Origin of the sequence: Nesterenkonia aurantiaca (genome assembly GCF_004364585.1) — a bacterium.
GTDB lineage: Bacteria > Actinomycetota > Actinomycetes > Actinomycetales > Micrococcaceae > Nesterenkonia > Nesterenkonia aurantiaca.
On the sequence record NZ_SOAN01000008.1, the window covers coordinates 36029 to 55008 of the forward strand.

At 68.0% G+C, this 18980-nt stretch carries 19 protein-coding genes and 2 tRNA genes; 11 read left to right on the forward strand and 10 right to left on the reverse strand.

Features of this window, described 5'->3' with window-relative positions:
- The first annotated feature begins 114 nt into the window (after positions 1-114).
- A complete protein-coding gene (locus EV640_RS10575; RefSeq protein WP_036474054.1) occupies positions 115-1398 on the forward strand; it encodes a citrate synthase in 1284 nt (427 codons plus the stop codon).
- A gap of 105 nt (positions 1399-1503) precedes the next feature.
- Here the strand turns inward: EV640_RS10575 and EV640_RS10580 are convergent, their stop codons facing one another.
- Together EV640_RS10580 and dapD are read right to left on the reverse strand one after the other, a co-directional pair.
- A complete protein-coding gene (locus EV640_RS10580; protein WP_036474052.1) occupies positions 1504-2568 on the reverse strand; it encodes a hypothetical protein in 1065 nt (354 codons plus the stop codon).
- An 84-nt stretch (positions 2569-2652) separates the two neighbouring features.
- Complete coding sequence (gene dapD, locus EV640_RS10585) at positions 2653-3606, reverse strand: 2,3,4,5-tetrahydropyridine-2,6-dicarboxylate N-succinyltransferase (RefSeq protein WP_036474050.1); 954 nt, start codon at positions 3604-3606, stop codon at positions 2653-2655.
- A gap of 86 nt (positions 3607-3692) precedes the next feature.
- Between dapD and dapE the strand changes: the two genes are divergently transcribed.
- From dapE to EV640_RS10600, 3 genes are all read left to right on the forward strand, one after another.
- Positions 3693-4826 (forward strand): succinyl-diaminopimelate desuccinylase, encoded by a 1134-nt coding sequence (gene dapE / locus EV640_RS10590; protein ID WP_036474048.1) that lies wholly within the window; start codon positions 3693-3695, stop codon positions 4824-4826.
- Positions 4827-4910: 84 nt separating this feature from the next.
- Positions 4911-5624 (forward strand): SDR family oxidoreductase, encoded by a 714-nt coding sequence (locus tag EV640_RS10595; RefSeq protein ID WP_036474045.1) that lies wholly within the window; start codon positions 4911-4913, stop codon positions 5622-5624.
- A gap of 10 nt (positions 5625-5634) precedes the next feature.
- Complete coding sequence (locus tag EV640_RS10600) at positions 5635-6069, forward strand: GNAT family acetyltransferase (RefSeq protein WP_341802713.1); 435 nt, start codon at positions 5635-5637, stop codon at positions 6067-6069.
- Positions 6070-6134: 65 nt separating this feature from the next.
- Here the strand turns inward: EV640_RS10600 and EV640_RS10605 are convergent, their stop codons facing one another.
- Positions 6135-6740: an LOG family protein gene (locus EV640_RS10605; RefSeq protein ID WP_235180942.1), complete on the reverse strand. Its 606-nt coding sequence runs from the start codon at positions 6738-6740 to the stop codon at positions 6135-6137.
- A gap of 65 nt (positions 6741-6805) precedes the next feature.
- On the opposite strand from EV640_RS10605, the gene EV640_RS10610 reads away from it, so the two are divergent.
- The 3 genes from EV640_RS10610 (at position 6806) to EV640_RS10620 (ending at position 9058) form a co-directional block, all read left to right on the forward strand.
- A tRNA-Asn gene (locus EV640_RS10610) sits at positions 6806-6877 on the forward strand.
- Between the two features lie 106 nt (positions 6878-6983).
- Positions 6984-7859 carry a formyltetrahydrofolate deformylase gene (gene purU, locus EV640_RS10615; RefSeq protein WP_036474043.1) on the forward strand — a complete coding sequence of 292 codons (876 nt, stop codon included), beginning with the start codon at positions 6984-6986 and terminating at the stop codon, positions 7857-7859.
- A 332-nt stretch (positions 7860-8191) separates the two neighbouring features.
- Positions 8192-9058, forward strand: coding sequence for a siderophore-interacting protein (locus EV640_RS10620; RefSeq protein ID WP_036474041.1), 867 nt, complete (start codon positions 8192-8194; stop codon positions 9056-9058).
- A gap of 21 nt (positions 9059-9079) precedes the next feature.
- Here the strand turns inward: EV640_RS10620 and EV640_RS10625 are convergent, their stop codons facing one another.
- A complete protein-coding gene (locus EV640_RS10625; RefSeq protein WP_036474033.1) occupies positions 9080-9526 on the reverse strand; it encodes an NINE protein in 447 nt (148 codons plus the stop codon).
- A gap of 80 nt (positions 9527-9606) precedes the next feature.
- Between EV640_RS10625 and EV640_RS10630 the strand changes: the two genes are divergently transcribed.
- From EV640_RS10630 to EV640_RS10640, 3 genes are read left to right on the forward strand one after another with little or no spacing between them, the layout of a single operon-like run.
- Entirely contained in the window at positions 9607-10620 is a 1014-nt protein-coding gene (locus EV640_RS10630) for a phage holin family protein (RefSeq protein WP_133726411.1), read from the forward strand.
- 9 nt (positions 10621-10629) lie between these two features.
- Positions 10630-11271 carry a CDP-alcohol phosphatidyltransferase family protein gene (locus EV640_RS10635; RefSeq protein ID WP_036474031.1) on the forward strand — a complete coding sequence of 214 codons (642 nt, stop codon included), beginning with the start codon at positions 10630-10632 and terminating at the stop codon, positions 11269-11271.
- Positions 11271-12533, forward strand: a complete 1263-nt coding sequence (locus EV640_RS10640; protein WP_051500897.1) for a glycosyltransferase — start codon at positions 11271-11273, stop codon at positions 12531-12533. The genes EV640_RS10635 and EV640_RS10640 overlap by 1 nt, the downstream gene beginning before the upstream one ends.
- 34 nt (positions 12534-12567) lie before the next feature.
- Here EV640_RS10640 and EV640_RS10645 read toward each other — a convergent pair whose 3' ends face one another.
- From EV640_RS10645 to EV640_RS10660, 4 genes are all read right to left on the reverse strand, one after another.
- Positions 12568-13848 (reverse strand): PQQ-dependent sugar dehydrogenase, encoded by a 1281-nt coding sequence (locus EV640_RS10645; protein WP_208292197.1) that lies wholly within the window; start codon positions 13846-13848, stop codon positions 12568-12570.
- 117 nt (positions 13849-13965) lie between these two features.
- A tRNA-Ile gene (locus EV640_RS10650) sits at positions 13966-14039 on the reverse strand.
- A gap of 68 nt (positions 14040-14107) precedes the next feature.
- Positions 14108-14494, reverse strand: a complete 387-nt coding sequence (locus EV640_RS10655) for a 6-pyruvoyl trahydropterin synthase family protein (RefSeq protein WP_036474028.1) — start codon at positions 14492-14494, stop codon at positions 14108-14110.
- Between the two features lie 46 nt (positions 14495-14540).
- On the reverse strand, positions 14541-15599 hold the full coding sequence (locus EV640_RS10660) for a zinc-dependent alcohol dehydrogenase (RefSeq protein ID WP_051500894.1): 1059 nt from the start codon (positions 15597-15599) through the stop codon (positions 14541-14543).
- Between the two features lie 67 nt (positions 15600-15666).
- Here EV640_RS10660 and EV640_RS10665 point away from each other — a divergent pair, with 67 nt between their 5' ends.
- Entirely contained in the window at positions 15667-16770 is a 1104-nt protein-coding gene (locus tag EV640_RS10665) for a glycosyltransferase (RefSeq protein ID WP_036474242.1), read from the forward strand.
- Between the two features lie 31 nt (positions 16771-16801).
- Here the strand turns inward: EV640_RS10665 and EV640_RS10670 are convergent, their stop codons facing one another.
- Both EV640_RS10670 and EV640_RS10675 read right to left on the reverse strand, forming a co-directional pair.
- A complete protein-coding gene (locus tag EV640_RS10670) occupies positions 16802-17998 on the reverse strand; it encodes an FUSC family protein (RefSeq protein WP_235180941.1) in 1197 nt (398 codons plus the stop codon).
- Between the two features lie 78 nt (positions 17999-18076).
- Positions 18077-18613 (reverse strand): murein hydrolase activator EnvC family protein, encoded by a 537-nt coding sequence (locus EV640_RS10675; RefSeq protein WP_084479369.1) that lies wholly within the window; start codon positions 18611-18613, stop codon positions 18077-18079.
- Positions 18614-18980 lie beyond the last annotated feature (367 nt).

The window sequence follows — 18980 nt, forward strand, 5'->3', positions numbered from 1 at the left end:
CGATTCGGCGCAGGTTACACCCGATGCGGTGAACCATGACACAACTGGCAACCACCTGTGACCAAGCGGTAGGTTTGTCATGATGTCCCCCTAGTGTGTCTGATAAGGAGACCCATGACTGAGCAGTCTTCTGCCCGCCTGAACTATCAGGGGGGAGATCTCGAACTACCCGTGCAGCCCTCCGTGGAGGGCAATGTCGGTCTCGGCATCGCACCCCTGCTGAAGACGACCGGCGCGGTCACCTATGACCCCGGCTTCATGAACACCGCCAATGCGCAGTCGGCGATCACCTACATCGACGGCGATGAAGGCATCCTGCGCTACCGCGGCTACCCCATCGAGCAGCTCGCGGAGAAGTCCAGCTTCCTCGAGGTCTCCTACCTGCTGATCTACGGCGAGCTGCCCACCCAGCAGCAGCTGAGCGACTTCGACACCGTCACCCGTCGGCACACCCTGCTCCACGAGGAGCTGCGCGACTTCTTCGGCGGGTTCCCGCGTGACGCGCACCCGATGCCGGTGCTCTCCTCCGCGGTCTCGGCGCTCTCCACCTACTATCCCGACTCGCTGGATCCCTTCAACAAGGACCACGTGGAGCGCTCCACCTACCGGATGCTCGCGAAGGTCCCCACCATCGCGGCCTACGCGTATAAGAAGTCCATCGGCCAGCCGATGCTCTACCCGGACAACAACCTGACCCTGGTCGAGAACCTGCTCCGCGGCTGCTTCGGCGTGCCCGCCGAGCAGTACGAGCTGGACCCGGACATCGTCAAGGCCCTGGACACGCTGCTGATCCTGCACGCGGACCACGAGCAGAACTGCTCCACCTCCACCGTGCGCCTGGTCGGCTCCTCTCAGGCGAACCTCTTCGCCTCGGTCTCCGCGGGCATCAACGCGCTCTACGGCCCCGCCCACGGCGGCGCCAACGAGGCAGTGCTGGGCATGCTGCGCCAGATCCAGTCCGGCGACGTCAGCCCGGAGACCTTCATGGAGAAGGTCAAGAACAAGGAGGCCGGGGTCCGGCTCATGGGCTTCGGACACCGGGTCTACAAGAACTACGACCCGCGCGCCCGCGTGGTCAAGGGCCTGGCCGATGACCTGCTGGCCAAGCTCGGCGGCGACGACGAGCTCTTCGACATCGCCCAGCGCCTGGAGCAGAAGGCGCTGGAGGACGACTACTTCATCGAGCGCAAGCTCTACCCGAACGTGGACTTCTACACCGGCCTGATCTACAAGGCGATGGGCTTCCCGGAGAAGATGTTCACCGTGCTCTTCGCGCTGGGCCGGCTTCCCGGCTGGATCGCGCAGTGGCGCGAGATGATCGAGGACCCCTCCACCAAGATCGGTCGGCCCCGCCAGATCTACATCGGCGAGCCCGAGCGCAACTACCCCGGAGTCTGACCCTCTCCCTCCTTCCGTTGAGCGGCGGATTCTGCGACTATCTGAGGCCGAAAAGGCCCATAGATGCTCGGAGAATCCGCCGCTCAACGTGTTTGGGGGGAGGGGTCAGCGGCGGGAGAAGCCGATCACCACGACGTCCTCGCTGACCGTCTCCACCCGCTCCCAGCGGCCCGAATCCCGGTGCCACTCATAGGCTCCGGCGTGGACCGACTGGACCCCGTAGGTCTCTGCGGCGGCCACCGCCCACTGCGCCACCAGCCACTCCGGCTCGCTGCGCTCGGTCGAGTCGTCCTCGGTCGCGTCATCCTCCTCCGCCTCGGTGGCTCCGGCCTCCTCCGCCACGTCGCTCACCGAGACTCGCACCACGGCTGAATCTCCGGAGCCCTGCACCTCGGTCGCCTCGGCGCCGAGCATCCCGGACAGCGTGGACTGAAGCTCATCGCCCAGACCCTCGGAGTCCGGTCCGGGGACCTCAAGCTGGCTGAGCTGACAGGTCATCACCATGGGCTGCAGGCCGGCCAGGGGGCGGGCGAAGGCCCGGGCGAGCTCCTCGTGCTGCGGGTAGAACGTCGGGTTCTGCGGCCGGCCCAGAGTCTCGGCGGCCTCCTGGAGCCCCAGCTCGGGGGACCACGCGTCCTCGCCTCCGTCCTCGCGGCTCTGGATCAGCCGCGAGTAGAAGTCCTCGGCGGTGGTCGGGGTGGAGCTGGTCGCCTTCACGGCGTCCCACTGCGGGCCCCCGTCGGCGAAGAGCACCGGCGCGGGCGCGCTCGAGTCCTCTTCTGAATCAGCAGCCTCCGCCTCCTCGGCGTCGACCTCCTCGGTCTCCTCCTCCACGGGGTCCGCCCGGTCGTCCAGGTTGGTCTCCTGCAACGAGATCGCGATCGCGTCGGTGGCGGCCTGGACCGGCAGCTCGCGCTCCGCCGCCGCGGCGGCCAGGTGCGCGGCCGCATAGGTCTGGGCCGGGGTGAGCCGGTGCTCCACCTCGCCCACCGTCACCGAGCAGCGCTCATCGAGGAGATACTCGTTCTCCTCGATGAGCTGCCAGGCCCCGTAGCCGGTGGCTCCCACGGCGGCCGCGACCACGGTGATGGCCGCGACGGCCTTGACTCGACGTCGTCGCCGATGCACGGTGCGGGTGACGGTGATGGGGCGATCAGCGCGACGGCTCATCGAAGACCTCTCGACTCAGGTGGCTCGGGTTCGGCTCAGGGGGCTGCTCTGCAGCGGCTCGGTGGCTGCCTTCGCAGCGGCCGCTCAGTTGCGGTGCAGGGCGGCGTTGAGCTCGACCTTCGCACCCTTGCGCGGCACTGCCTGGACCGAACCGGTCACGGAGTCGCGCCGGAAGAGCAGGTTCGGCACGCCGGAGAGGGCCGAGGCCTTCACGGTGTCCATCACGCTGCGGTCATCATCGAGCACCGAGACCTTGGTTCCGGCGGTCACGTAGAGCCCGGCCTCGATCACACAGTCATCGCCGACCGAGATGCCCACACCGGAGTTCGCGCCCAGCAGCACGCGCTCACCCAGGGTGATCTTCTCCTTGCCGCCGCCGGAGAGGGTGCCCATGATGGAGGCGCCGCCGCCGATGTCGGTGCCGTCGCCGACCACGACCCCGGCCGAGATCCGACCTTCCACCATGGAGGTGCCCAGGGTGCCGGCGTTGAAGTTCACGAAGCCCTCGTGCATCACGGTGGTGCCCTCGGCAAGGTGCGCGCCCAGACGGACCCGGTCCGCGTCGCCGATCCGCACGCCGGAGGGGGTCACGTAGTCCACCAGGCGGGGGAACTTATCGATCGAGTGCACGCTGACATGCCCGCGGGAGCGCAGCTTCAGCCGGGTGGTCTCGAAGTCGGTCACCGCGCAGGGCCCGAAGTTGGTCCAGACCACGTTGCTCAGATGCCCGAAGATGCCGTCGAGGTTGATGCTGCGCGGCTTGACCAGCCGGTGGGAGAGCAGGTGCAGACGCAGCCAGACGTCGGAGGCGGAGCTCGCCTCGGCGTCCAGATCGGACTCCACGGAGACCACCTTCATCGTGACCCCGCGGTCAGGATCCTCGCCGGCGGCGGTCTGCAGGGCGGCGATCAGCTCGGCGTCGTCGTTCTCGGACAGAGGGGCCATCACGGGGCGCGGGAACCAGGTGTCCAGGACGGTGCCGTCGGTGGTCACCGTGGCGAGGCCATGGCCGGATGCGGTTCGAATGTCTGTGCTCATGGCACCATCCTACTTTTTCCTGCGTGCAAGCCCATCAGCTGCTCCCGCGGGTCCCACGCGCGGGGGCGTTCGCCTAGGCTGAGCGGATGGATATCCGTGCACTGCTCTCCGGCGACGTCGCCGCGCTCACCGAGGCGATCATCGGCTGCGAATCCGTCTCCGGCAACGAGAAGACCCTGGCCGACGCCGTGGAAGCGGCGCTGCAGGACCTGCCGGGACTGAGCCTGCACCGCGACGGCGACACCGTGATCGCGCGCACCGAGACCAGTGCGGCGCAGCGGATCATCCTCGCCGGGCACCTGGACACGGTCCCGCTGCCGAGCACCCCGGGATCCCGCGGCACCGTGCCGCCGCGCTGGGAGCAGGCCGAGGGTGCCGAGGTGCTCTACGGCCGCGGCGCCACCGATATGAAGGGCGGCGTGGCGGTGCAGCTGAAGCTGGCCGAGGACGTCGCGACGCACCTCTCCGCAGGCGGTTCCCTGGATCGTGACATCACCTGGGTCTTCTACGACCACGAAGAGGTCGAGGCCAGCAAGTCCGGGCTCGGCCGGGTGCTCTCCAAAGTCCCGGAGCTGCTCGACGGTGACTTCGCGGTGCTGCTGGAACCCACCCACGGGGTGGTCGAGGGCGGCTGCAACGGCACCTGCCGGTTCGAGGTCACGATCCCCGGGGTCGCCGCACACTCCGGACGGGCCTGGATGGGGGAGAACGCGATCCACGGCACCGCTGGGCTGCTCCGGGTGCTCAGCGACTACACGCCGAAGACCATCACGGTGGAGGGCCTGGACTACCGCGAGGGGCTCAACGCGGTGCGGATCCGCGGCGGGGTGGCCGGCAACGTCATCCCCGACTCCACCGTGGTGGAGATCAACTACCGCTTCGCCCCGGACAAGACCGTGGAGCAGGCCCACGCCCATGTCCGAGAGGTCCTGGCCGAGGCCGGGATCAGCGAGGACCAGCAGCGAGTCACCGACAGCTCGGCTGCGGCGCGCCCCGGGCTGGAGCATCCCGCGGCCCAGGCGTTCATCGACGCGGTGGGCGGAGTGCCGATGCCCAAATACGGCTGGACCGATGTGGCGCGGTTCTCGGCCAGGGGAGTCCCGGCGGTGAACTTCGGCCCCGGGGACCCGCTGCTGGCGCACTCCGACGACGAACACGTCACCGCGCAGGCGCTGCGGGACTGCCACACCGCGCTGCATCGCTGGCTGCTGGACGGCTGAGCCGCTGGGCGGGAGACCGCTGGCTGCCGGCTGCTGGGCGGATGGACGGCTGAGCCGCTGGGCGGAATCCTCTAGGCTGAACTCATGACCGAAGAGCAGACCCCCAGCACCCGTCCCGTCGCGCTGATCACCGGCGCCTCCCGCGGGATCGGCAAGGCCATCGCCGTCGAGCTCGGCCGCGATCACCACATCCTGGTCGGCGGGACGAACCCGGAGACCGTGGATGCCGTGGTGAAGGCCCTGCCCAGCGCCGAACCCTTTCTGGTGGATCTGACCGACCTCGACGCCATCGCCCCCGCGCTGCAGGCGGCCGAACCTTCCCGGCTTGACGTGCTGGTCCACTCCGCCGGGCTGGCCTGGATGAACCCGGTCGCAGAGACCACCCCGGCCCAGTTCCAGGGGATGTTCACCGTCAACGTCTTCGCCGTCGCCGAGCTGACCCGCGCCGCGCTTCCGCTGCTGCGCGCCTCCGCCGGAGCGGTGCTGAGCATCAACTCCGGGGCAGGATTCACCGCAGGCCCCGGAAGCTCGATGTACTCCGGTACCAAGTTCGCACTGCGCGCGCTCACCGATGCGCTGCGCGAGGAGGAGCGCGGCCAGGTCAAGGTCACCTCGATCCACCCTGGCCGGGTGGACACCGACATGCAGGTCGCCCTGCAGGAGTCCATGGGCAACAAGGACTACGACGGCGGCATCTACATCTCCCCGCAGGCGATCGCCGAGGCGGCGCGCACCGTGGTGGACATGGAGGACGCCTCGATGGTGGAGAGCATCTCCATCCGGCCGGTGCAGAAGTAGCCGCCGCGAGGTGACCGACCTGCGCCTCACCGAGCTGCCGCTGGAACTGGTGGACGCCGCCGTCGCCCTGTGGCGGCAGGCCGGGCTCACCCGACCCTGGAACGACCCGCACCAGGACTGCCTGCGCGCCCTGACCGGGGAGGAGTCCACGGTGCTCGTCACTCAAGACGCCGCGGGGGAGCTGGTGGGCACCGTGATGGTCGGTCAGGACGGTCACCGCGGCTGGATCTACTACCTCGCCGTGGATGAACGGCTCCAGGGTCAGGGGCTCGGCAAGCAGCTCCTGGCCGGGGCGGAGGACTGGCTGCGCCGGCGCGGGGTGCCCAAGCTGATGCTCATGGTGCGGCAGGAGAACGCGGCCGTGCAGGACTTCTACCGGGCGTTGGGCTACACCGACCAGGACACCGTGGTGCTGGGCCGCTGGCTGGACCGCGAGCTCGACTGACGGCCGGGCTGAGCTGACGGCTGGGCTGGGCTGAGCTGACGCGGAGCTGAAGCTGACGCCGGGCGTCAGCGCCCTTCGGGAGGCGTCCAGGCGCGCAGCTGGGAGATCAGGTCCTGCGGGTCGCTGCTGATCACCAGGGCCTCGCGGCGCCAGGCAGACATGAAGCCCTCGTCGACCATATGGTCGACCATGTCCAGCAGCGGATCCCAGAACCCCTTGACGCTATAGAGCCCCACGGGCTTGGCGTGCAGCCCCAGGTACTGCCAGGTCCACACCTCGAAGAACTCCTCGAGCGTGCCCATGCCGCCGGGCAGCGCGATGAAGCCGTGACCGAGGTCCGCCATCCGGGACTTCCGAGAATGCATGTCAGGCACGATCTCCAGCGAGGTCAGCCCATGGTGCCCCACCTCGCGGCCGATCAGCACCTCTGGGATGATTCCGTGGACCTCGCCGCCGGCCTCCAGGGCGGCATCGGCGATCTGCCCCATCAGACCGACCTTGCCTCCGCCGTAGACCACGGCGATGCCGGCTCCGGCCAGCGCGGTGCCGAGCCTGCGGACCTCCTCGGTATAGTCCAGGTCGGATCCCGAGGCGGAGCCGGTGAAGACCGTGAGAGCATTGAACCTCGGGGCAGGGGCCGTCGCAGGGGTGTCGGGAGAGATAGGCGTCACGGATCCATGATTCCACAGCGATTTCCCAGCGGCCGGGAACCCCTGTTAGACTTTTCCAGTCGCAATCCTCCATAGCTCAACGGCAGAGCACTCGACTGTTAATCGAGCGGTTGTTGGTTCGAATCCAACTGGGGGAGCAGATCCGCCCTCGCCCTCACGGGCGGGGGCGTTTTTCATGCCATAGTGTTTTTCCTGCGACGCTGCTGCGCCGCACTGACCTGGTGAACCCGATTCGGAGACTTGATGAGCGCCCCTGAGACGAAGACCCATGACATTGCCCGGCTGATCATCTCCTGCCCGGATCAGCCAGGGATCGTGGCGGCCGTCTCGGAGCTCATCGCCGAGGTCGGCGGCAACATCATCAGCCTCGACCAGTACTCCACGGGCGTGGAGGACGGCCGGTTCTTCCAGCGCACGGTGTTCCACCTGCCGGGCCTCGCCGCGGCCAAGCCCGCGGTGGAGCAGGCGATCCAGACCAAGCTGGCCGACCGGTTCTCCATGGACTACTCACTCTCCGCAGCCGATCAGCCCAAGCGGGTGGCGATCTTCGCCTCCAAGACCGACCACTGCCTGCTGGACCTGCTCTGGCGGCACCGGCGCGGCGAGATCCCGATGGACATCGTCATGGTCATCTCCAACCACGCCGACCTCGCCGAGGACGTGCGGCCCTTCGGGATCCCGTACTTCCACGTGCCGGTGGCCAACGGGGACAAGGCCGCGGCGGAGGCCCGGCATCTGGAGCTGCTGCGAGGCAACGTCGACATGATCGTGCTGGCCCGGTACATGCAGATCATCTCCGAGGACTTCCTCGAAAAGGTCGGGGCTCCGGTGATCAACATTCACCACAGCTTCCTGCCCGCCTTCATCGGGGCAGGCCCCTACCAGAAGGCCGCGGACCGCGGGGTGAAGCTCATCGGCGCCACCGCGCACTACGTGACCAAGGACCTCGACGAGGGCCCCATCATCGAACAGGACGTCATCCGGGTCTCACACAGCGACGACGTCGCCCAGCTCACCCGCTTCGGCGCCGACGTCGAACGCGCCGTGCTCTCCCGCGCGGTCAAATGGCACTGCGAGGACCGGGTCATCCGCAACGGCAGCACCACGATCGTCTTCTGATCCCACCCACCCCCATTCCCCGTCCTCGTTGAGTGGCTGATTTCGCGGGTATTTCATGGGTCGGGCGGCTCAAACTGCGCGGAGAATCCGCCCCTCAACGTGGGGAGGGGGGGAGTGCGTCACCGGAGATCTCACCCGGCAGGGTGATCGTGCGTCCGGTCAGCTCGACGGCGACGTCCTTGTCCGGATCAAACCTGCCTAAATTGAGCGCGATGCACTCAATTTTCCCAGGGGCTGTGAGTCGGATTTGGGCATGGACTTCTGTCGCAATACAGTGCCGCTTGACTGAGGTTCCCCTGCGCCGGAGCGTCGGGTTCGATTAGAGTGCCGGGGTGTCTAAGTCAAAGAAGAAGCGCGTCCAGCACGTCCTCACGGTTGATGCGAAGAAGCAGCTCAGCCCGCACATGATCCGGCTGATCCTGGGCGGTCCCGGATTCGAGGCGATCGAGTTCAAGTCTGTGGGGGAGTCGCCCGCCACCGATCAATACATCAAGCTGCTCTTCCTGCCGCAGGACCTCGAGGCGGCCCGCCTGCCCGAGGGCGTCGACCTCAGTCGTCCCTATGACATGGACGCGCTGCGCGAGCAGCTGAGCACCGAGCAGATGCCGGCGACCCGCACCTATACGATCCGGCACGTCGACCATGCTAACTCACAGATCTGGGTGGACTTCGTGGTCCATGGCGAGGAGGGTCGCGCCGGAGTCTGGGCGAAGCACGCGCAGATCGGGGACCAGATCAGCTTCTTCGGACCCGGCAGCGGCTACGCCCCGCGTGAGGAGGCCGCATGGCACCTGCTGGCCGGAGATGAGGCCGCGCTGCCCGCGATCGCCTCCGCGCTGGAATCGATGGCTGAGGATGCGCGCGGCGTCGCCGTCGTCGAGGTCCGCGACGCTGCGGAGCGTCAGCCCTTGGACGTGCCCGCAGGGATGGACCTGGTGTGGCTGCACCGCGAGGCGGACTTCAGCCCGGAGGCCACGATGCTCACGGAGTACCTGGAGGAGCTGAGCATCCCGGACGGTGACGTGCAGGTCTTCGTGCACGGCGAACGTGCCCAGATGAAGCGGATCCGACGGATGCTGGTGGATCAGAAGGGGTTGGATCGCAAGGCGATGTCGCTTTCGGCCTACTGGGCGCATGGTCGGATCGAGGATCAGTTCCAGGCCGAGAAGCGCACCCCGGTGGGACAGATCGAGGACTGAACCCGGCGGGCCGGGTTCAGCTCAGCCGGCCACCCCGGAGCTGGTGCCCAGCACCAGGGCGAAGACCAGCCCGATCGCCAGCAGCAGCATCGTGATCGCCGAACACAGGCCGGCCCGCTCGCGATGCCCGGCCAGTCGCAGGTCATCACGGTCACGCATCGACCCGGTGAGGATCATGATCAGGTCGATCAGGGTCCAGGCGAAGACGATCGTGATGCAGAGCAGGCCGAGGTTCGCCTGCCCCGCGACCATCAGCACGACGGCGGCGACACTCACCAGGACCATGATCACGGCAGATCCCGGGCGGCTCAGATACCACCGATGCGCCCCCGTGGGGCCGAGGAGAAGTGTCAGGAGCCAGGCGGTCACAAAACGTTTCTGCGAGGTCGGCTGGGTCTCGTACGCCCGCTGATCAGCCTCGGTGTAGGTGTTGGCATAGAGCTCTTCGAAATCGTACTGGTCAGCCATGTCTCCAATCGTATAGGTGGTAGTTTGTAGTGAACTGAACACCCACCCCTGAGCACCATGAACACTACGGAGGCGCAGTCTTGTCTCAGCCAGGAATCGGCCGCACGAAGGGCACGGCGCCCCGGACGTCGTTGCTCGATGTGATCAAGGTCGCACTGCGACTCGGCCCCAAGCAGATCAACGACGAGATCCAGCTGGCCATCGCCCAGATGAAGACCAAGGGCGTGGCCGCAGGCATCGCCGTGGCCCTCATGGTGGTGGGCGTGGTCTTCCTGACCTTCCTCGTGGTCGCGCTCATCGTCGCCGCCGTCGCTGCGCTTTCACTGATCTTCGAGCTCTGGGCCGCCGCGCTGATCGTGGCCGGGGTCTTCCTGGTGATCGCGCTGATCTTCGCGCTCATCGGGCTGCTCAAGCTCAAGAAGACGTTCCCGCTGCTGCCCGAGGACGCCATCCGTGGCTTCCGGCTCGATCTCGGGGTGGCCCGCGAAGGCACCCGCTTCGATCCGCAGAGCCTGGACCAAGCTGACTCCGAGAAGCGCCGCCAGAAGGAAGAGTCCAAGCGCCAGGCCGCCGAACAGGCCAAGAAGGACGCGAAGACCCCCGGCGCCGGGTCCCCGACACCTCCCACCTACAGCGAGCTGCTGCGCCGCACCGGTCTACGCCGCGACCACCTGGCCTCGCTGCAGGACCAGATCACCTCCGGCACCCGCAACATCGCCGAGGGTGCCAAGGGTCGGGCGCAGAGCCTCCAGGACAAGGCCGAGAACATCGGTTCAAAGGTCCGCGGCGGCAACAAGCCCAAGACCGCCCAGACCGACTCCTCGGCGAAGACCCGCGGCGGCAGCAAGCCCAAGACAGCCCGGACCGACTCCTCGGCGAAGACCCGCGGCGCCGCCGGTGCACCGGTGAGCGTCCCGGCCGCCGAGCCCAAGATCGAGGGCGTCCCCGCCGCGAAGGGAACCGGCTCCGCAGGCCAGGAGTCCGGCGCGCACGTCGCCGGTGAGTTTGTGGCCGCTCGGTGGAAGCCGCTCGCCGTCGTGGCAGGTTCTGCCGCCGCGGGTGCAGTCTTCCTCCGCGAGCTTGTGAAGAAATAAACTGCCCCGGTGAGACTGATCGGTGCCGGGACCCAGGATGGTTTCGAGTACACCATGCGCGAGACGTTCTGGACCGCGCCGAACATCGTGACGGTGCTGCGCGCACTGCTGATCCCGGTGTTCGTGGTGCTCGTGGCGCGCGACGAGTACATGGCGGCCTTCTGGGTGCTGGTCGTCCTCTCCGGCACTGATTGGATCGACGGGTACATCGCTCGACGCTTCGATCAGATGTCCACCGTGGGGCAGTGGCTGGACCCGTTGGCCGACCGGCTCGCGCTGATCATCGTCAGCTCCACCCTGGCCAGCTTCGGCATCGTGCCGATCTGGGTGGTGCTCGCCGTGGTCATCCCGGACCTGGTCCTCTCGGTCAACACCTACCTGCTCTTCAAGGGACCCCCGCCGCTGAAGGTCACCGTGCTGGGCAAGCTGCGGACAGCCTGCCTGCTGATCGGGCTGCCGATGGCGCTGCTGGGTTCCACCGGGATGCTGCGCGAGAGCCTCGTGCCCGACATCGCCTTCGGGCTGCTGGCGCTCGGCGCGGGGATGCATATCGTTGCGTCCATCGACTACTTCATCAAAGCGCGCCGCGAGGCGGAGCGGCTGCGCCGTGAACAGGCCCGACCGGGCATCGAGGAGGATTCGACTGGCTGATGGTGAACGCTGTGCCCCCTGAGGCTCCCCGAGAAGATGTCGCCGAGAACCCCCCAGGGGAGCCCGCAGAGCAGCCCCCGGCGAAGCTCCGAATCCTGATCGCCGCCGACACCTACCCGCCCGACGTCAACGGTGCCGCGGTGTTCAGCCACCGGTTGGCGAAGAACATGGCGGCACGCGGTCACGAGGTCCATATCGCCGCCGCCCGGACCAGTCGCGGCCCCGACCTGGTTGAAGAAACCGACGAGGCCACCGTGCACCGGTTCCGGTCCTTCAAGGCCCCGACCCATGAGTACATCCGGCTCTGCCTGCCCTGGCTGGTGGAGCCCGCGATGGGACGGCTGATGGACGAGCTGCAGCCCGACGTCGTCCACGTGCAGTGCCACTACATGATCGGCAAGGCCGCGATCGACGCCGCCGCCGAACGCGGACTGCGCACCATCGCGACCAACCACTTCATGCCCGAGAACCTGGATCCGTTCCTGCCGTTCCCCGGCTGGTTCCGCCGGATCGTGGCGAAGAACTCCTGGCGAGACATGGGCCGGCTGATGGGCAAGGCGGCCGTGGTGACCACCCCGACCCCGCTCGCGGCGCGGACCATGATGGAGCGGGCCGGATTCGAGAAGGTGCTCCCGCTCTCCAACGGGATCGACGTCGAGTACTACCGTCTGCGGCCCGAGGAGGTGCTGAGCCTGCCCGAGAGGCCAACGGTGCTCTTTGTGGGTCGTCTCGCCGTGGAGAAGAACGTGGACGTGCTCATCGAGGCGATCGGCAAGACCGATCCGGCCCTGGGGATCGGGCTGGACATCGTCGGTGACGGCGAGCAGCGCGACCTGCTCGCCGCCCAGATCCAGGAGCTGGGTCTGGGTGACCGGGTGCGGATGCGCGGCCATGTGGGGGAGGATGCGCTGCGCCGGGCCTATCTCGAGGCCGATGTCTTCTGCCAGCCCGGGACCGCGGAGCTGCAGTCGCTGGTCTCCCTGGAAGCCATGTCCTCCGGGCTTCCCGTGGTGCTCGCCGACGCCCTGGCACTGCCGCACCTGGTGGAGGAAGGCGTCAACGGCTACCTCTTCGAGCCCGGCAACTCCGCACATCTGGCGGCCCGGCTGGAGCAGCTGTTCGCGATCAGCCCCGAGCAGCGCACCGCGATGGGGGAGCGCAGCCGCGAGCGGGCCGGCCGGCACAGTCTCAACACCACGATGGACGCCTTCGAGAAGCTCTACCGCGGTGCCGACTGGATCGAGAGCCGGCACACGCCTTAGCTGCGGTCATTCTTCTGGGGTCATTCCTCTGAGGCTATTCTGCTGGGGTCAGGCGCAGCAGCTCCGCGCCGTCGCCGTCTTCGATGATCCAGATGCTTCCGTCCGGTGCCTGTTCCACATCGCGGATCCGCGCACCCATCTCCCAGAGCTCTTCCTCCCCGGCCTGATCCCCGTCGAGCTCCACGCGGACCAGCGCTTCGCCGGAGAGGGCGCCCATGAAGGCGCTGCCGGCCCAGTCCGGGAACATCTCGCCCTGGTAGATCATCAGGCTGCCGGGGGAGATGGAGGGGGTCCACCATGCGGCCGGGGGTGCGAATCCGTCACCCTCGGTGTGGTCGGGGATCTCGGCACCGCCGTATTGCGAGCCGTTGGAGGCTTCGGGCCAGCCGTAGTTCTCGCCCGCCTCCAGCAGGTTCAGCTCATCGCCGCCCTCGGGTCCCATCTCGGAGACCCAGAGCTGCTCCTCGGCGTCGAAGTCGATGCCCAGCGGATTGCGGTGACCGTAGGTGAAGACCTCCTCGGTGACCTCACCGTCCTCGGCGAAGGGATTCTCCGGGAACGGGTCACCCTCTGGGGTCAGCCGCATCACCTTGCCCAGGCCGCTGTCCAGATCCTGCGCCGGGTCCAGCTGTTGGCGGTCCCCGGAGGTCACGAAGAGCTGCTCGCCGTCCGGGCTGAACGCCAGCCGGTGCGAGAAGTGACCCGAGCCGGAGGCCTTAGGGTCCTGTTCCCAGATGATCGTGAGGTCCTGAAGCTCCGCGCTGTCTCCGGAGTCCGCCAGCGTTGCGTGTCCGACCACGGCGCCGGTGCCGGCCTCGGAGGAGTTTATCCAGCTCAGATAGACTCGCTGGCTCTCTTCGAAGTCGGGGGCCGCGACGACGTCGCCCAGCCCGCCCTGGCCGTCGACGACGATGTCCTCCGGCAGGCCGGCCACGCTGAGGTCCTCGGAGGCGTCTGTCTCGGCTGTGCCGCGCAGGAAGAGCTCGCCGGAGCGGCTGGTGATCAGCATCTGCTCGCCACCGGGCAGGAACTCCAGCGCCCAGGGGGCGTCATAGCTGCCCCGGGATTCGGTGCCGAACGGCGGCGCATCCGAGTCGGGGTCATCGGCCTCCGGTGCGGCCGCGTCGGCCGCCTCTGCGCCGTCGTCCGCGTCGTCCAGATCTGCCGCGTCGGTCCCGGTGTCCGTCTCCGTCTCGGGGCTGGTCTCGGTGTCGGCCTCGCCGCCGCTCTCGGGCTGCTCTGCAGCGGGCTCGGCGCAGCCGATGAGCAGCATCGAGGTGAGGATTCCGGCAGATATCGCTGGTAGACGTCCCATGACCTGACCCTAATTCACACCGATGTGCGGCCGGCGCGTATGACGGAGCCGTCCAGGGCCTGCAGGCCGGACCGGATCTTGCTCGGTCCGGCACGTGCAGGGTGCTGCCTGCGGGGGTAGGGCGTCTGGGACTTGAACCCAGGACAAAAGGATTATGAGTCCTCTGCTCTAACCAACTGAGCTAACGCCCCTCGGGTCCTCGCGGGCGACGACGGGTCGACTCGCCAGGACACTCGGACATACTACCGAGCCTGCCGGTCTAGAGCTGAACCCAGACGGAGGCACGAGCCCGGGGGTGCTCCTCGGCCTGCACCTCCAGTGCTGTGAGCCCGTGGTCGGCGGGCAGCTCTGCGGCCAGCGTCTCGGCGATGTGTTCGATGATCACCTCGGTGGTGGTGAACTTCCCGGCCAGCGCCTCCAGCTCGTCCAGGTTCTTATAGCGCAGCGGCTCCAGAGTGGCGGCCAGCAGCTCGGTGGCGGCGCCGATGTCCAGGACCACTCCGTACTCGTTCAGACCATCCCGGAAGAAGCTGGCCTGGATGCTCAGCGTGGCCCCGTGCAGGTTCTGCGCCGGTCCGAAGAACGGGTCCTGCAGGCTGTGCGCGATCATGATGTGGTCATCGACGGTCAGGCGGAAGCGGCTCATGGTTCTCCTTGGAGGGTGGTGGATGAGAGTAGGCGCTGCGCGGGGATCACCCGACGGCGTGATGCGCGGCGAGCGGGTGATCGATCACGTGCAGGATCTGGTCCCGGGTCCAGGGGGCCCCGGCGGCGACGTCCTGCATCACGCTCGGCAGCTCGGCCAGCGGTGAGTGCCCGCTGATCAGCAGGTCGAAGCGGGAGTCGAGCAGATCCAGCGCCGTGGCGAGTCGCTGGCCGCGGGTCCGCCGCATCCGGCGAGGCCCGGGCACCTGACCGACCTGGGTCGCGACGATCCGGAGTCGACGGGCGTGGAAGTCGGCTCCCAGCGGGACCTGCTGGTCTCCGGTGCCGTACCAGGACTGTTCCACCACCACGGCGTCCTCGCCGGCCAGGCGCAGCGCGGTCGCCAGCCCGGCGGAGCTGGCCGAGCTGTGCAGCACCACATCGTTGTCCAGGCCAGCCGCATCCGGGGTGACTGCGTCCAGCCCCAGGGATTCGATGAAGGCGCGCCGCTCGGCGTCGATCTCCACGACCTGCAGCCGCTGCAGCGCCAGCTTCGAGGCCAGCAGCGCGGTGGTCAGCCCGATCAGTCCACCGCCGACGACGGCGACCCGGTCACCGACCATCACGGGGCCCTCCCAGAGGCCGTTCAGTCCGACCTCGCCGATTCCGGCGAGCAGCGCCCGCTGCGGAGGACAGCCCTCGGGCAGCACATGGGCGGCGGACTCGGGGACGACGACATGCTCGCGGTGCCCGGCCAGGGTGAAGACCGTCTGCCCGATCAGGGCCTCGCTGCCCTGCCGAACCACCCCGACGTTGAGGTAACCGTGGGAGACCGGGAAGGGCAGCTCGCCGAGCTGGAAGGGGGCCTGCATGATCTCGGTGATGTTGCTCGGCACCTCGCCGCGGTGCACCAGCGATTCGGTGCCGCGTGAGATCCCGCTGTGCAGGGTCTCGATCAGCAGCTCGCCGGGGCGGGGCTCCGGGAGTGGAACCTCGCGCAGCTCTCCGGTCTCGGCGGCCTCGGTCCAGTACTGACGGGAGGTTTCCGGTGCCGGGCCATGGCCCGGGACATCCGCACTGACACCTGTGAAACTCAACTCGCTCATGACCCTCATCATGCCAGAGGTGTCCACTCCGGTGCCCCGCAGACGGCTGTGCCAGAATCGGCATGTGCTGAAGCTCTTCTTCGACTGCCGGTACACCCGGACCCAGGTCCACGACGGCATCTCCAGGTTCACGGCCTCTCTGGTGGAGGCCGCCGCCGAACAGGCCGATGTCACCATGCTGATCAGCGACCCCGAGCAGCTGAACCTGCTCCCGGACCTTGCGCATCTGCAGATCTCCTCGCCCACCTCGGCCCGGGAGCCCTGGGTGGCCCGGCAGATCAATCCGCACCGCCCCGATGTGGTGTTCTCTCCGATGCAGACCATGGGCGGCCGGGGCCGGAACTACCCGTTGATCCTCACCCTGCATGACCTGATCTACTACGCCCACCGGACCCCGCCGCAGGATCTTCCTGCCCTGGTGCGCCTGGGCTGGCGGGCCTACCACCTCTCCTACCTGCCGCAGCGGCTTGTGCTGAACCAGGCCGACGCCGTCGCGACCGTCTCCGAGACCACCCGTGGGCTGATCCGTGAGCACCGGCTGACCCGCAGACCGGTGGAGCTGATCTCCAACGCCCCGCCATCGGTGCAGCGCCCCCGGGATCCCGCCGAGGCGCCGCGGAGGGAGCTCATCTACATGGGCTCCTTCATGGGATATAAGAACGTCGAGTCAGTGATCGCGGGCCTGAACCGGCTGCCCGGCTATACGTTGCATCTGTGCAGCCCGATCCAGGCGCCCCGCGAGGCCCAGCTTCGGGCGTTGGCGAGAGATCCGGAGCAGCTGGTCTTCCACCACGGAATCTCCGATGCCGACTACCGCGCGCTCCTGCGGGGAGGCAGCGCTCTGGTGACGCTTTCGGCGGCGGAGGGCTATGGGCTGCCCGTGGTGGAGGCGATGGCCCACGGCACCCCCGTGGTGCTCTCTGACCTGCCGATATTCCACGAGATCGGCGGAGCGGCGGTCGCGGAGGCAGGCGCCCAGGTGGTCCCCGGGAACGACCCTGAAGCGTTTGCCCGGGCGGTCCGCCGACTGGAGGAGCCTGGCACCTTCGCCCGCGCCTCCCGTGCGGCCCGGGATCGAAGCCTCGAGTTCGCCTGGAGTGACTCCGCCGCCGCGCTCGTGGACCTGGGCGAGCGGCTGGCCTCCCACGGGCAGGCAGCCCGGAAGAGCTGACTCAGGACCAGCCCCGGGCGCCGACGGCCCTCTAGTGGGAGACGATCGGGTTCTCGGAGGTTCCCTCGCGGGCCTCGCGCGCGGAGGCGACATCGTCGACCACGACCACGATATGGCGCACGCTGGAGATCAAGGACCCATAGAGCGGCCAGGAATCTCCCGGAAGCCCCTGCCCCTGTGACATCTCCGCGGAGAGCGAGCTCAGGTTCTCGTGCAGCGGGGCGACCTCCGCATCCGGGTCGGCGATCGCCCGGCCGGTATCGCCGACGATCTGCGCCCACTGTCCACGGAACCTGTGGTCCCACTCGCCGTCGGTGTGGGTGGCCTCGCGCAGGGTGCGCGCCAGGTGACGCAGGTGCGAGATGCCCTCGTCGGCGCGTTCCAGGATCTCCTCGTAGCTGGCCTCTTCGGCGTTCCAGCTGCTCACCTTCAGACTCTGCATGCCCTGGCGTGCCCGCGGGTTGGCGCGGCGAGACTCGCGAGCGAAGCGGACCACGGTCCAGGCCGAATTCAGCTCCTGGGTCATCGCCTCGGTCTCCTCGAACCAGGCCTCGGCCTTGTCGGTGTCCCAGGAGTCGGAGAACTCCTGGGAGATGCTCACCAGTACGCTGCCCATCCGCTCGTTGATGCTGTCCACGTACCGTCCGGCCTGTTTGTCACGCAGCGGCGGAACGATCAGCAGATTCACCAGCAGCCCGGCGGCCACGCCGACGGCGACTTCGAGGATGCGATCATCCAGCAGTGGTGCCTGATCATCGAAGCCGCTGGCCAGCACGAAGATCGCGGTGGTGGCGATCGCGATCCCCTCGTCTCGGATCCAGGAGATCCGGGCGGCGGTCACCCCTACCAGCAGGGCCAGGGCGAAGGTCCACAGGCTGACGCCTAGCAGATGCCCGATCAGGAAGGAGAGTCCGACGCCGATCGTGGAGGCGATGGTGGTCTGCACGCCTCGGGAGAGCGAACGGTGCACCGTGGCGTGCACCGTCAGCAGCGCCGTCCAGGGAGCGAGGAACGCCAGCTCAGATTCCAGCACCGAGATGGAGACCCACCAGGCGGCGGTGCCCGCGATCACGGTCTTGAGGATCTGCAGCACATCGGTGAGAAACTCGGGGCGCTGCAGCAGGTTCCGGAGCTTTCTGGTGCGGCCCTCCGCGGCGGGTTCGCGCTCACGGTTCTTCCGAGCTTGGGGCTGGCTCTGTTGCCTCGCGTCCTCGGACGGTCGGGCCACGGGTCCTCCTCGGGTAGTGATCTGCCTGCGAGGTGACAATATTGTGCCATTGTCGCGGCGGCAACTGTACCGGCGGCCTCAATCCCCACCCAACGGCAGCAGGACCGAGGGCTCCGCGTCACCTGTGAGCAGCAGCGGGTTGATGTACTCCCCGTCAAGCCGCACTCCCCAGTGCACGCAGGGTGCCTCGCAGTGGCCCGCACCGGTCGCGAGGATACCCACGGGATCCCCGGCACTGACCCGATCCCCGACCTCCAAGGCGGCCTCCACCGGTTCGAAGGAGCTGAGGTAGCCGTTGCCGTGACGGATGGAGAGCACCGGGCGGTCCACCACCACGCCGGCGAAGCTGATCTCGCCCTCAGCGGGAGCTCTGATGTTCGCTCCAACGTTGAGAGGTCCCAGGTCCACTCCGCGGTGGCCTGCGCCCCAGGGAGCGGGGGGTCTGGCAAAGGGGCGCAGCTCGTCGGCGACCACCGGCAGCTGCCACAGTGCCCGGGCCGGCGCGGAGGCAGAATCCTCCGGTGTCGCCCTCGGGAGACCGCCCAGACCAAGCAGCAGCACAACACCCAGCGCGGTGACTTTTGCCCCGGTGATCCCTCGCCCGCCCGCGCCCATGGACCCAGCCTGGACCACTGCGATCCGGGATCCCCGCCAATCCGCCGATGTGTGGAGCATCCAGGCCGCTGCCGGATCCCCGAGGCGGTTGGGGAAAACGCCGTCGAACCGCTAAGCTGAACCCCAGCAGTTGACCTGTGTGTGCCTAGGCGTGCCTGGATCAGCTGACTACGCGCAGGAGCTGCCCGAGTGATCGGGGCGTTTCTCATCGGTCCACATCCAGCTGTCTCTCACTTTGGAACAGCCGTGCGGCGAGAACGCGAGACCCCTCCTTCTTCTGCCAGGAGCCCGAGAGAACCGGGCCACTGTCCAACCGAGAAATCCAGCCGGAGCTGCATGAGGCATGTCCTCCATGTTCCAAGCCCGG